Raw genomic sequence first — 12938 nt, 5'->3', positions numbered from 1 at the left:
AACTCCAGCAGAGGCGCTTGACGAGCTGCTGTCACGAATGAAAACACTGGGTGTTGCGACCACCGCTTGAGCCCGCCAAGCGGCAAATCAGCAGGTCTGGTCGGCCATCTCAGTCATTGCTGCCTAAGCAGGCGCGCGGCGTGCCGCGCGATCATCATTTCCTCATTGGTATTGACCACGCGCACGCGCACCTGCGACCGGTCCGAAGAGATCAAGGAATGGCTCGCACGATTGCGGCCGTCGTCCAACGCGATCCCGAGCCATTCGAAGCCTTCGCAGACGCGCTGGCGAATGCGCCATGCGTGCTCGCCGATGCCGCCGCAGAACACCACCGCGTCGATGCCCGAGAGGATCGCGGCCATAGCGCCGAGCTCGCGCCTGATGCGGTCGACAAAGTAGTCGATCGCCTGCCGGGCTTCCGGCGTGCCGGCTGCCTCCAATTCGCGCATGTCCTGCGACAGTCCCGACAATCCCTTGAGGCCCGAATGATTGTAGAGGAGATCGGTGACCGCCTCGGCGGTCATCCGCTTCTCCTGAAGCAGATAGAGGACGACGCCAGGGTCCAGCTGACCGCAGCGCGTGCCCATCGGCAGACCGTCGAGCGCCGTGAATCCCATCGACGAACCGATGCTCTGCCCATCCCGGATCGCACACATCGAGGCACCGTTGCCGAGATGCATCACGACCACCCGGCCCTTCTCGTCGAGCGGAGCGATCTCCTTCAGTCGCGAAACGACGTATTCGTAGGACAGGCCGTGAAAGCCGTAGCGGCGGATGCCTTGGTCGTAGAACTCACGCGGCAAGGCATAGGTATCATTGACCCAGGGGTGCGAACGATGGAACGCGGTGTCGAAACATGCGACCTGCACGGCATCGGGAAAGGCGCGATGGGCGGCGCGGACGCCGGAGAGATTGTGAGGCTGGTGCAATGGTGCCAGCGGAATGAGCTTTTGCAGATCATTCAGAACATCGTCATTGACGACGATCGGCTGCGTGAAAGCGAGCCCGCCATGGACGACGCGATGACCGACGGCGTCGACTTCGGTGCGACCGATGGCGCGTTGCAGTACCTCGAGCACGACGCCGAGAGCCGCCTCGTGATCGGTGGCGCTCGCGGCATCGAGCCGTTCGTCAGCCAGCGCACCGTCCCTCAGCTTTGCTTCGAGATGCGGCGCCGCACCGCCGAGCCCTTCGATCTGGCCATGCACGGCCTCGACAAGGGCGGCATCTTCCTCGAACAAGGCGAACTTGATCGAGGATGAGCCGGAGTTGAGGGTCAGGATGTGTTGCATCGATGATGTCGCCTCGTGGAGAATGATGAACTGATAAACTGCAGAAAATGCGAACTATTTCCGTGACGACCCGAACACGAACAAAACTTTAGGTTGCATTCTGCCCTGAGCTTACTGCCTGCTATCATATCAAAGGTTGAGTCGGACCCGCGGGAGAGCATTGCGTGAATATGCCTCGACATCTCCTGCCGACCACCGTGGTCGGAAGCTACCCGCAGCCGGATTGGCTGGTCGATCGCGCAACGCTGTCGAAGTCCGTTCCCCGCATTCGCATGCAGGGCATGTGGCGCATCCCCCGGCCGCTGCTCGACGACGCCCAGGACGATGCGACCATCGTCGCGATCCACGACATGGAACAGGCCGGGATCGACATCGTGTCGGATGGCGAGATCCGGCGCGAAAGCTACTCCAACCGGTTCGCGACTGCGCTCGACGGCGTCGATGCCGACAATCCCGCCATCATCATCTCGCCGTCCGGGATCAAGACGCCGGTGCCGCGCGTCGTCGGTCCGATCCGGCGGACACAGCCGGTCGAGCTGCGTGACATGGAGTTCCTCCGCCGTAACACCAAGCATGCCGCCAAGATCGCCCTGCCCGGGCCGTTCACATTGAGCCAGCAAGCCCAGGACGACTTCTACGGTGACGACGAGGCGCTCGCGATGGCTTTCGCCGACGTCGTCAATGCCGAGGCCCGCGACCTGCAACGCGCCGGCGCCGACGTCATCCAGCTCGACGAGCCCTGGGTCCGCAACAATCCGCAGGCGGCGCGGCGCTATGCCGTCAAGGCGATCAACCGGGCGCTCGATCACATTACGGTGCCCACCATCGTTCACGTCTGCTTCGGTTATGCCGCCATCGTGCCGGGCTCCAGCAAGCCGAGCGGATATGCGTTCCTGGCCGAGCTTGCCGATTGCCACGCCGCGCAGATCGCGATCGAGGCGGCGCAGCCGCGACTCGACCTCGGCGTTCTCAAAGATCTCTCGACCAAGACCATCGTGCTCGGCGTCCTCGATCTCGGCGATGCCGAGGTCGAGCCGGTCGCGGTCGTCGCCGAGCGCATCCGCAACGGCCTCAAAGTGGTGGCGCCGGAGCGGCTGGTCGTGGCGCCGGACTGTGGCATGAAATATCTGCCGCGTGCGACCGCCTTCGGGAAATTGAAGGCGATGTGTGGGGCGGCGGCGCGGGTGCGCGAAGAGCTCGCCTGAAAGCCCAATGTGGCAGATGCGGCGCATGTCGGGCGCGACGCTCCACGATGGCGCCACCCTGCAAACCCATTTCCGGAATAAGGCAGCCGGCGAGCGCGAGGGGTCGGCTGGCCCGATCTCGTCGCAAGGGAGGCTCCGATGGCCGTCTGCATCACGTCGAGACATGTCGCCGGTGCGATCGGCATGCTTGCCGGCGCAGCGTTGAGCGGGACCGCGATGGCCGATCCGCTCGACGACATCATGGGCGGCCTGATGCGCGACGCGCGCAGCTCGTTTGCGCGGATGGTGCCGATCGGGCTCGTACCGACCATGCCATCGCTCCAGCCACCTCCCATCCAGCAGCCAACGGCACTCCCACCATCCTCTCCGCCCGCGCTGCCGCCACAGGCTCAGACCGTCAAGCCGCAGGCCACGGTGAAACCACTGCGCCCCCGGCCGCCGCTCAGTCCCGCTGCGGCGACGCTGGCGGCTGCCCATGCTGCCGAGATGGTCGCCGACGCCAATCTCGATGCGGCGCTGGCGGCCAACGAGAAGGCCATTTCCGACCGCGACGCGGCGGAGGCGCTGGCGAAGGCCAATCCCACCGCTACCAACATCGCGGCGGCCAAGGCCGCGGCCGAGGCCGCCTACCTCGCGGAGGCCAACCTCACCGACGCGCTGCTCGCCGACAAGGACGCCGACGCGCGCCTCAAGGCGGCGCGGGCCGCTCTTGCCGCGGAGCAGAGCGGCCGGAGACCGGCCGCCAAGCCGCAGGAAGCGATGCCGGTCAGCCTCGCCGACAAGTAGCCGGCATCGCGCTCACAGCGCGTCGGCTCGTTCCATCGTATCGATCGTGACCACGCCATGGGCGCGCGACACGCAGGCGCAGAGCTTGCGGTTGTCGTGCTTCTGCTCGGCGCTGAAGAACACGTCGCGATGATCGATCTCGCCCTCGACCTCGACCACGTCGACCGCGCAGACGCCGCACTCGCCGCGCCGGCAATCCGCCATGACCTCATGGCCGGCGACATTCAGCACGTCGAGCATCGAGCGGTCGCGCGGCACCACGATTTCCTCGCCGCTGCCACGCAGCCGGACCTTGAACGGCTCGGTCGACAGCCGGCCGCTCGATCCGAACGTCTCATAACTGAGATCGGCCGGCGCGCGGCCGCACGCCGCCCACGCGCTGCGCGCGGCATCCAGCATCCGCATCGGTCCGCAGAACAGCACGGCTGCTCCGGACGGCAGACCCGAAAACAGACCGGGCAGGTCCAGCCGCTGCGACTGGTCTGCGGCATACACCGCGAGCCGGTCGCCGAGCAGCGCCGAGAGCTCATCGACATAGGCCGCCTCGCCCTGCGATCGCACTGCGTAGTGCAACGAGACGTTCGGTGTCTTGCGGAGCAGCGCGTGCGCGGCCCCAACCAGCGGCGTGATGCCGATGCCGCCGGCGACCAGACAATAATGCGGCCGCTGCCAGTCGATCTGCAGCAGCGAGGTCGGGCTCGCCACATCCAGCCGCGCACCGGGCTGCAGCGACCACAGATAGCGCGACCCGCCGCGGGAATCCTCGGCGAAGCGCACGGCGATCCGGTAGCCACGCGGATCCGCCTCGCCGACCAGCGAATAGGAGCGGACATCGGGCTGGCCGGCGGCGAGAACGCCGACCTTGATGTGGCTGCCAACCGCATAGGGCGCGCAGACATAGCCGTCGGGCCGCAGAATGAATTCGCGGATGCCCGGCGCGAGGTCGCGTGTCGAGACCAGGGTCGCAGGCGACCAATTGTCCTGGAAACGCATGATCGCCTCCTCAGCCGTTGGTCTGCGTCTTGATCAGCACCGCCGCCGGCACCAGGTCCATCGGACCACGCGCCTTCACGGCCAGCCGCAGGTTGCGGGCGGCAAGCCGGGCATGCTCGCGCATGATCCCCTCGGCGCGCGCGCCCTCGCGGTTCTCGATCGCGTCGATGACGATGCGGTGATGCTCCTGTGCGACCACCAGGATGTGACGCGCCTCGGGGAGCGCCGATTGCGCCATCACGAAGCCGCTTGGCGAGGCGAACGGCAGCGCGCTGGCGCGGTCGACCTGGCGGATCACGGGCGGACTGCGCGACAATTCGGCCAGCAAGGCATGAAAGCGCGCATTCAGCGCCACATAGGCCGAGAACCCATCGAACGAGAGCTCGGCGGGCGCGATGAGCTCGTCGATCTGGGCGAGGCATTCGCGCATCGGCTCGGTGTCGCGCACGGACACGCCGCGCTCGGCGGCGAGCCGCGCCGCCAGTCCTTCCATCGTGCCGCGCACCTCGATGGAGTCGAGCACGTCACGCTCGGAGAACGACTTCACCATGAAGCCGCCGGACGGAATGGCCTCGAGCAGCCCCTCCTCCTCCAGCCGCACCAGCGCCATCCGCACCGGCGTGCGCGAGACGCCGGCGGCCTCGACCGCCTGCAGCTCGGAGATGCGCTCGCCAGGGCGCAAGCCGCCGGTGAGAATCAGGTCGCGCAAAGTGAGCTGCGCACGGACGGTCTGCGAGATCGAGCGCTCGCTGTCACGCTCAGCCATTCCATTTACTCCGCGGCTTCGCGCAGCGGCGTTTCGCGCGCGATCATCCGATCGATGATCCGTCGTGCCCACATTGCGCCTGCATCGATGTTGAGGTTGTAGAAAACGCGTCCTGGATTCTCGTCCATCGCACGCTGCTGCGCTTCCAGGATCAGCTCGTCCTCGCGGAAGATGCCCGACACGCCCTCGCGAATCTCCGTCGTCAGCCGCTGCTCGGAAAGCTGGTAGTTGCGGGCGAACGCCCAGAAATAATGGCAGGTCTTGTCGGTCTCCGGCGTGATGGTGTTGAGCACCATGCCGTTGACGCCCTGCGAGCGGTCGCCCTCCGGCGCGCCCGTCCCGGTCGGGGCGACGCCGACGTCGATCGTCACCGTGCACGGCGCCTCGAAGCGGATGATCTGCCAGCGGTCGACGAGACCGGGCTTGCCGAGCTGCTTCGCCCAGAACGGCGGCGGCTCGATGCCGCGCATCCAGCGCGTCACGGTCGCGGTGCGCTCGCCATGGGTGACGTCGAACGGCGCTTCCGCCACCGCGTCGTTGCCGATCGACGAGCCGTGCACGAAGGTCTCGTGCGTGAGATCCATCAGATTGTCGACCACCAGCCGGTAGTCGCATTTGACGTGGATGGTCTTGCCATCGCCGGCCCAGGCCGGATCGTGATTCCAGTGCATGTCGGGAATGGTCGCGGGATCGGCCAGCGCCGGATCGCCCATCCACAGCCAGATGAACCGATGCCGCTCGACCGCCGGATAGGCCCGCACGCAGGCCGAGGGGTTGATGGTCTCCTGCGAGGGCATGAACGTGCAGCGGCCCTGCGGGCTGAACTTCAAGCCGTGATAGCCGCAAACGACAGTGTCGCCTTCCAGCCGCCCCTTGGACAGCGGCACCAGCCGATGCCAGCAGGCATCTTCGAGCGCGGCGATGGTGCCGTCGGCCTTACGGTACATCACGACGTGCTTGCCGCAGATCGTCCGCGGCAGCAGGGCCTGCTTGACCTCGGCGTCCCAGGCAGCGGCGTACCAGGCATTCATCGGAAAAGAAGCGGCCATGGCGTGTCCTCGTGTCGGTATACGTCCAACTGGCCGCTGTATACAATACATGGGAGACAAGGCGCAAGTTCCGCCTGTTCCATGTCCACATCTGCCATTTCTGTATACAAAACACCTTCCCAGCCGCGCGACGGTTCCGCCAGAAGGAACGAAGCTGACAGACAATCCTTTCTAATTCAGTGACTTGCGTTGATTCCTCGCCGGTCCTCGACCAGATGTCACCCGTTCGGCTTCGGCCTTCGCCGCCCAGCGAGCGCTCGATCCCTTGGCATCTTTGCCTGGCAACGGGACCACAGGCACGAGGGATCAGCCGCCCCACGGCGAGAGCAGATTCCGCAGGCAGCGCGGCGCCAGCGAGGCAGGGTTCGACGATCACGAGTGCTCGCCCCGAAGCCACGCGGCGCCGCGTGCATAGAGCGCTTCGACTTCCGGCCCCTTCAGCCCGGGCATGTCGCGCTTCACCGTGTAGCCGATGCGCGTCTGCAGATAGGCGAGATGCCGATACCCCACGGGAAACTGCTCGAGCAGCGCACGATCCAGCGCCGGCACCGCGCCGGGTGTCACCGGGTCCATGCGATCCTTCTCATAGATCGGCTGGCGCAGCACGATGCCCCATTTGCCCGCGCGCTTCTCGAGAAAGTCGTAGAAGCGGCCGGTGCAGAGCACGTCGCAAACGACGCCTTCGACTTCGGCGCGCTGTGAGATCGTCATCTTGGTCTGCGCGATCGCGCGCTGGCCGGCGAGATCGACCGAGATGCCGCCGAGAAAGTGCAGGATGTTCACACCCTTGGCCCAGGCCGCCTTGCTGATCTCGATGAACTCGTCGCCGGTGCCCTGCGTCCACGTCGCCATCATCCGCCCATCCGGATGCCACACCGTGCGGAAACGCTCCCAATCGCCGGCATCGCGCCAGATCGCCCAATTCTGCAACAGCTCGCGGATCTGACGGTCGTCCTCGATTTCGGCGGCGGTCTTGGTCATGTGCATTTCCTCTGTGTTGTGCGGCTGCTGGATACATGGATCGGAGCAGCGCTGCAAAACTCACATTGCTGGTGATGAAGTCCAAGACGCGCCAAGCATTCAGTGTCGTCCCGGGCAAGTCCGACAACGCGGAGCGTTGCCGGACGCCGACCCGGGATCCATACGCCGCGGCGGATGCGGCTGGGCGAGAATGGTCGACCATCGTGCCTCGCACATCTCCTTGGGGTTATGATCCCGGATCGGCGCGCGCGTTGCGCGCTTGTCCGGGACGACAGTTGAGTAAATGTCGACACCTTCGGCCTCATCACGGAGGCGAAGTGATAAGCATCTTTCATCCCGCGGCACGTCGTGCCCGGGTGATGCAGCATTCGTGTCCCTCTGAACAAAGAGAGGGCGCGAGGAAGGCCGGACCTCGGCTGAGGCCCGTGGCCCGCCTGCTCAAAAGAATGCAAGCGGCAGGTACCACAGGTACAGCCGGACAGACCCGGCCTTCCCCGCGCGACGGTGTTAACGGTGTCCTTCGTGCTCTCCCTGGGGATCGGCTTTCTTGCCCCCATCGCCCGCGCGTGCCGTCAAGCAACGCTCACGGACTTGACCTCAGCGTCGAGAGGCCAGGACCACACGACTTCGCCGTACGTAACCACTGCGCTCGTCGGCACAGCCATCACGTCCATCGCAGCCCACCTCCACGTTCGTGACGACGCGTACGTCCCTCTGCTCGAGGCGGGATGCGCCGACATAAGCACAGTTTCTGAAAAACAGCAACCAAAATCTTTCCAATCGGCAGGCCGCCTGCCCCCGAAACAGCGCGAGAAGCTCATCGTTCGGCCGTTCGGTCGCTCCTAAGGCCTTTCCCCTGAACGACCAAAGCGATCGCATTTGCGTCGTTGATGTCTGCAGCCGTTGCTGAGCTCTCATGGTCCGAGGGCCGCGGCAAGCGGCGGTCTCAGAGGACGGCCGCAGGCGCCGCCAGCACTGCGCTCTTGTCCATCTGCGATCCCCCTCCCCCACAGCCGTGCATGATGGCCTACGAATCGTCGGGTCACCTCGCCGGCCTTGCCATCATGCGCCAGCTCTCTGACCGCCTATTCCGGAATCCGTGCGATCAGCTGATGATGGGCATTGACGCCGATGTCGCCGCGCTGCGCGCCATGAGCCGCACCGTCGCTGTGATAGACGAGCAGTACGGCGTTGTCGTGGGTCAGAGGCTGCGGCGCCATGATCGTCAGCTTGGCCTTGCCATCTGCGCTGGCCACGAAGTCGTTGGTCGTGGCAGTGCCGTCGAGCGGCGTGAAGCCGACAGGCTTCTGGTCGAAATGGTTTTCGAACAGGCTGTAATGGCCGCCCGGCTTCAGATGATCGAAGCTCATGGCAATCTCGACCTTGCCGCCAGCCGTCGGCGTGAGCGTCACGCTGCCGCTCGCCGCCAGCCAGTCGCCGAGCGTGAAGCCGATCGCCTCTCCCTTGGCATTGGAGATTGCAACGGTCATCGCATCCTGATCGATGAACGCTGGCCGGAAGCCGGCGACATGCGAGATGTTCTGCGGCCCGACGGCGACCGGCGCTGCCGCGTCCGCGACGAAGGCATGGGGATCGACCGACTTCGGCTGCTTTGTCTCGGCCGAGAAGAATGCAGCATGCGTGACGAAGGTCAGATGGCTTGCATCGGCCGCCATGCTGGGGCCGGAGGCAGCGAATGACGCGAGCAGCAGCACCGGGCCGGCCCACGAGATCAGATTCTTCGATCGTTGCATCGTCCTATTCTCCTGGCGCCGCGTGCATGTCGACGCGCGCGATGCGCGTCCTGGCGGGCCTGCCCGCGCCGAAGCCCTGCTGGCTGTTCGCTTCGAACGCGACAAAGGTTACGCCCGCTGCCGCCCATGTTCGTGGCGCGCAGCACTGCGAGCTCAGTCCTGGGCAAAGACGCGTGGCGCGATCGAGAGGAACATGCGGCGGCCAAACAGGGCGGCCACCCCCATGAGCAGGACCGCCGTTCCGACGTTCCACATCAGGATCATCACCGAGGCGTCGATGGTATGGAACAGCGCGAGCGCCGTCGACGTGATCGCAGAGACGGCGAGGCTTCCCATCAGAGCGACCATGGTGGGACGAAGCCGCGCGGCATAGCGCAGCATCACCAGCAAGGCCAGCGACAGCGGCAGACTCGTCACCGCGAGCGTCGTGAAGCAGCGCGCCGCTTCGCCCGGACTCATGCCGTCGGGACCGATCGAGACCCAGTCCGTCAGACACTGATAGCCGATGTTGGACAGCCAGAGCGCAAGCGCCGGCAGCGGCAGGAGCATCCAGAGTCGCGAGCGGTCGGGAAGACTGATCAGGAACGCCGCGATCACCGCCAGCACGCCGGTCAGGATCGATCCCAGCAGGCTGGTGACGAAGGGCGCATCGTGCAGGCGCTGCGCCAGATCCGGACGGATCCCCTGGTTGACGGCGAGCAACGCCACGATGGCGGCTGCTCCCAGCAGCCAGCCGCAGGCGCGCAGCAGCGGCGGCCGCAGCCGTCTCACCGGCCGCATGTCGGTCGCAAGAGAGTCGATCAGGTCATCGGTCTTGATCATGGCTCGTTCCGCGGAATGAGCAGTTTCTGAAGGCTCTTCAGAGCGCGGTGCATGTTGACTTTCAAGGAGGTCGTGGACATTCCGGTCGCCGCCGACGCCTCCCTGAGCGACAGCTCCTTGAGCTTAAGCAGCCGCACGGCCTGTTGCTGGGCCGGCGGAAGGTTGCCGATCGCCCGCTCCAGTTCGCGGCGGTCAGGGGCCGCCTCCGCACTGGTCTCGGGCTCGGCTGCAATCTCGTGCTCCGGCGCCAGCGCGATCTCTCGCCCACGCTGGCGGACCTGCCGCCGCACCCGATCGATCAGCCGGCGGTTGGCGATGGTCACCAGCCACGGCGCGAACGGGCGCGTCGGATCATAGGTGTGGCGGATCGAATGAATGGTCAACAGCACGTCCTGCACCGCGTCCTCGATGTCGCTGCGGTCGTTGCAGCGCCGGGCCGCGAGCGAGCGCAGATACGGCGTGATCTCCTGCAGCAGCCGCTGATAGGCGACGCGGTCGCCCTCCTGGGCATGCGCCATCAGGATCGCCCAATCGAGCGCCCGCCGCCCCGGCTTGACCTCGGCACGCGCCTGATGGCCGGCCGAGACGAGCCTCAGCCGCGGTGCGGGACCGCCCGGATCACTGCTCATCGGCGCCCTCCGCCTTTCGACCGAACGACGCCGCGAGATGATCGAGACTGACAGGCCCCGGCCCCAGGGCGATGATCGCAACGGCCATCGCTGCCCATGGCAGATGAAAATTGGCCCAGCCGTCGGGGACCACGAGCTGAATGATTGCGGTCATCATCAGAAGCCCGAGCGCGCTCAGCCGGGTCGCGAGCCCGGCCACCAGAAGCACGGGCAGCACGATCTCGGCCACGCCATCGAAGAACGCGAAGGCCGTAGGCCAGGGAAAATCGTAGGCCTGCCCGAACACATGCAGCTTGAACTCATCCTCGAACAGATAGGAAGCGGCCGGCGACAGCGACAGCAACCCATCCCACTTGGTCAGGCCGGATCTGAAGAACGGGACCGCCAGCGCGATCCGCAGCACCGGGGGCGCCACGGTCCCCGCCAAGCGAGCGAGCCGATCCGCGACGTCACGCACGACGACGGCGAGGGCTGGAATGGTTGCGGCCGTTCTCATGCCGTCCCCGCCATCGGCGCGAGGTCGAAGCCGATCACGGCTCCGCTGTGGATCAGGTCGTGGAGAGTTCCGGCCAGCTCGAACCGGACGTCGGCGCGCAGCGCATTCTCGAGCGCCGTCAGGACCGATCGGCCAGCCAGGAGGGCCTCGACGAAAGCGAGGCTGCCCGCGGGGATCGAGCGGACCACGACATCAGCGTCCGGACGGACGATCAGCGCGGCCTCTCGGGCGGCGAGATCTACTGGGCCAGGAATTCCTCCGGCCGCATTCATCTGCCAAATCGTGAGCGCAGGAAACGATGAGCCGACGAGCCGCAACGACGGATGAAACCGCAGGCGAAGCCCGGGCAGATCGGCCGGCGCAACGGCTGCGAAGGCCGCCGGTGTGACCGGCCCGGCCTCGGCGGCGTGATAGGCCTCCGTCCAGGCGCGCTCGATCCGCGCGACATCCGCCAGATAGGGCAGCGCCGATGCCGGCGCGAAGCCGTGGATGAACGCGGCGAAGCCGGCGCCGTAATCGAGCAGGATGGGAGAGCGCGGAAGCTCGGAGACGACATAGCGGCGCGCCATGGCCTGGAAGAACTCCGCTCCGACGATGCGATGCACTGCGGGATAGGCGTCCTTCAGCGTGGCCGTCAAGCCGGCCACGACGTTGTTGCGGTAGACGCCGAACCGTCGCCGGCTCGGCGTGCCGTCCGGCCCGACCAGGCCGGCGGGCACCGGCTGCTCGGGGTCGAGCAGCGCCCGCGCAAAGCTGCCAAGACGTTCAGCAGGCGGCGGCATCACGCCACCTCCTTCACTTGCATCTGCATGATCGCCTCGGCGCGGCTGGCGTCTTCCGCGAGCACCGGCCAGGGTGGCACCTCGGCGTCCCACTCGATCAGCGTCGGCACGGGGCCGATCGACCGGATGGCGCGCGCATACAGCGCCCAGACCACGTCGTCGACCGGACGGTCATGGGTATCGATAAGGAGCGGCTGTCCGTGCTCGTCGGCCTCGCGCGCGTGACCGGCGAGATGGATCTGCAGCACATGCCCAAGCGGAAATGCGTCGAGATAGGAATACGGATCCCACTGCTGATTAGTTGCGGCGACGTGCACGTTGTTGACGTCGAGCAGGAGTCCGCAGCCGGTGCGGCGCGCGATCTCGGCAATGAAGGCGGGTTCGGACCAGTTGCTCTCCGCGAACGCGACATAGGTGGACGGATTTTCGAGCAGCATGCGGCGGCCGAGCGCGCTCTGCACCTCGTCGATATTGGCGCAGATGCGGTTCAGGGTTTCCGTCGTGTAAGGGACCGGAAGCAGATCGTTGAAGAACCCGGACTCGTGCGACGACCACGCGAGGTGTTCCGAGAACAATCCGGGCTCGTAGCGCGCGATCAATTGGCGGAGGCGGCCGAGATGGGCTTGGTCGAGCGGGCGATCGGCGCCGATCGACAATCCGACGCCGTGAAGCGACAGCGGATAGCGCTCGCGAATAGCCATGAGGTAGCGGTGCGGCGGTCCGCCCGCGCCCATGTAGTTCTCGGCATGCACTTCGAAGAAGCCGATGTCGGGCGATGTTTCGACGATGCAGCGGTAGTGCTCGGCCTTCAGGCCGACGCCCCCCCGTGCAGGGATCCCTGCAGCCGTCGAGAATTGCGAGCGTGACACGTGCAGTCTCCGATCAAGAAGTGAGGCGGGCCGCGCGCAGCCCGCCCGCGGCATCAGGCCTTCGGCGTGAGGCTTCCCGATCCCTTCGGGGTCTGCATCGTCGTGCAGGTGCCCTTGGGTTCGAGCTTGAAGGCATTGCCCTGATAGTCCGCCGTGCTCGTGCCCGCGCAGGTCGTGCCGGCACCTGCGAAGCAATCGTTCTGGCCCTTCAGCGCGACGCCGAAGCACTTCTCCATCTTGCCGTCCTTCATGGCCTTCATGGTCTCGGCCTGCTTGGCCTTCATCATCTTTTCCATGTCGCCCTTGGCCATCATCTCCGCCGAGGCGGACGTCACGGCAAGCGTGCCGGCGGCGACCGCGAATGCGCCGACAATCATTGCGGACAGCGTGCGATTGGACATGCGTGTTCCTCCATTCTCAGGGTTCAGCCTGCGGACATTGCAGGCGTCTGGCGGCCATCGGCACGCCTGCACATTGGTTCGCTCGGATGCGGCGGAAGGTTACGTCGCCGCGT

Annotated in this window: 14 protein-coding genes; 2 read left to right on the top strand and 12 right to left on the bottom strand. The window is 66.1% G+C overall.

Annotated features, from left to right (window positions below):
* Positions 1 to 113 precede the first annotated feature (113 nt).
* Complete coding sequence (locus QW868_RS30090) at positions 114 to 1292, bottom strand: acetate/propionate family kinase (protein WP_316232238.1); 1179 nt, start codon at positions 1290 to 1292, stop codon at positions 114 to 116.
* A 170-nt stretch (positions 1293 to 1462) separates the two neighbouring features.
* On the opposite strand from QW868_RS30090, the gene QW868_RS30085 reads away from it, so the two are divergent.
* Together QW868_RS30085 and QW868_RS30080 are read left to right on the top strand one after the other, a co-directional pair.
* Positions 1463 to 2497 carry a uroporphyrinogen decarboxylase family protein gene (locus QW868_RS30085; protein WP_316232242.1) on the top strand — a complete coding sequence of 345 codons (1035 nt, stop codon included), beginning with the start codon at positions 1463 to 1465 and terminating at the stop codon, positions 2495 to 2497.
* Between the two features lie 138 nt (positions 2498 to 2635).
* Complete coding sequence (locus QW868_RS30080) at positions 2636 to 3283, top strand: hypothetical protein (RefSeq protein WP_316232237.1); 648 nt, start codon at positions 2636 to 2638, stop codon at positions 3281 to 3283.
* 12 nt (positions 3284 to 3295) lie between these two features.
* On the opposite strand, the gene QW868_RS30075 is transcribed toward QW868_RS30080, so the two are convergent.
* The 11 genes from QW868_RS30075 to QW868_RS30025 all read right to left on the bottom strand — a co-directional run bounded on the left by QW868_RS30075 (position 3296) and on the right by QW868_RS30025 (position 12825).
* Positions 3296 to 4276 carry a PDR/VanB family oxidoreductase gene (locus QW868_RS30075; protein ID WP_316232236.1) on the bottom strand — a complete coding sequence of 327 codons (981 nt, stop codon included), beginning with the start codon at positions 4274 to 4276 and terminating at the stop codon, positions 3296 to 3298.
* Between the two features lie 10 nt (positions 4277 to 4286).
* A complete protein-coding gene (locus tag QW868_RS30070; RefSeq protein WP_315738426.1) occupies positions 4287 to 5042 on the bottom strand; it encodes a GntR family transcriptional regulator in 756 nt (251 codons plus the stop codon).
* A gap of 5 nt (positions 5043 to 5047) precedes the next feature.
* Complete coding sequence (locus QW868_RS30065; RefSeq protein ID WP_315738427.1) at positions 5048 to 6091, bottom strand: aromatic ring-hydroxylating dioxygenase subunit alpha; 1044 nt, start codon at positions 6089 to 6091, stop codon at positions 5048 to 5050.
* A gap of 372 nt (positions 6092 to 6463) precedes the next feature.
* A complete protein-coding gene (locus tag QW868_RS30060) occupies positions 6464 to 7072 on the bottom strand; it encodes a nuclear transport factor 2 family protein (RefSeq protein WP_315738428.1) in 609 nt (202 codons plus the stop codon).
* 1085 nt (positions 7073 to 8157) lie between these two features.
* The gene (locus QW868_RS30055; protein ID WP_316232235.1) at positions 8158 to 8826 is read right to left on the bottom strand and encodes a hypothetical protein; all 669 of its coding nucleotides are present in this window, start codon (positions 8824 to 8826) and stop codon (positions 8158 to 8160) included.
* Between the two features lie 153 nt (positions 8827 to 8979).
* Complete coding sequence (locus QW868_RS30050; RefSeq protein WP_315738430.1) at positions 8980 to 9648, bottom strand: DUF1109 domain-containing protein; 669 nt, start codon at positions 9646 to 9648, stop codon at positions 8980 to 8982.
* Positions 9645 to 10277, bottom strand: coding sequence for a sigma-70 family RNA polymerase sigma factor (locus tag QW868_RS30045; RefSeq protein WP_316232234.1), 633 nt, complete (start codon positions 10275 to 10277; stop codon positions 9645 to 9647). Before QW868_RS30045 ends, QW868_RS30050 begins: the two co-directional genes overlap by 4 nt.
* Positions 10267 to 10773, bottom strand: a complete 507-nt coding sequence (locus tag QW868_RS30040; protein WP_316160426.1) for a DoxX family protein — start codon at positions 10771 to 10773, stop codon at positions 10267 to 10269. Before QW868_RS30040 ends, QW868_RS30045 begins: the two co-directional genes overlap by 11 nt.
* The gene (locus tag QW868_RS30035) at positions 10770 to 11555 is read right to left on the bottom strand and encodes a DNA-binding domain-containing protein (protein WP_316232233.1); all 786 of its coding nucleotides are present in this window, start codon (positions 11553 to 11555) and stop codon (positions 10770 to 10772) included. The genes QW868_RS30040 and QW868_RS30035 overlap by 4 nt, the downstream gene beginning before the upstream one ends.
* On the bottom strand, positions 11555 to 12424 hold the full coding sequence (locus QW868_RS30030) for a DUF692 domain-containing protein (protein WP_316232232.1): 870 nt from the start codon (positions 12422 to 12424) through the stop codon (positions 11555 to 11557). Before QW868_RS30030 ends, QW868_RS30035 begins: the two co-directional genes overlap by 1 nt.
* A gap of 53 nt (positions 12425 to 12477) precedes the next feature.
* Positions 12478 to 12825: a DUF2282 domain-containing protein gene (locus QW868_RS30025; RefSeq protein ID WP_315738435.1), complete on the bottom strand. Its 348-nt coding sequence runs from the start codon at positions 12823 to 12825 to the stop codon at positions 12478 to 12480.
* Positions 12826 to 12938: the final 113 nt, after the last annotated feature.

It is taken from the genome of Bradyrhizobium sp. SZCCHNR1051 (genome assembly GCF_032489615.1).
GTDB lineage: Bacteria > Pseudomonadota > Alphaproteobacteria > Rhizobiales > Xanthobacteraceae > Bradyrhizobium.
This window is presented reverse-complemented; position numbering and strand designations above follow the sequence as displayed.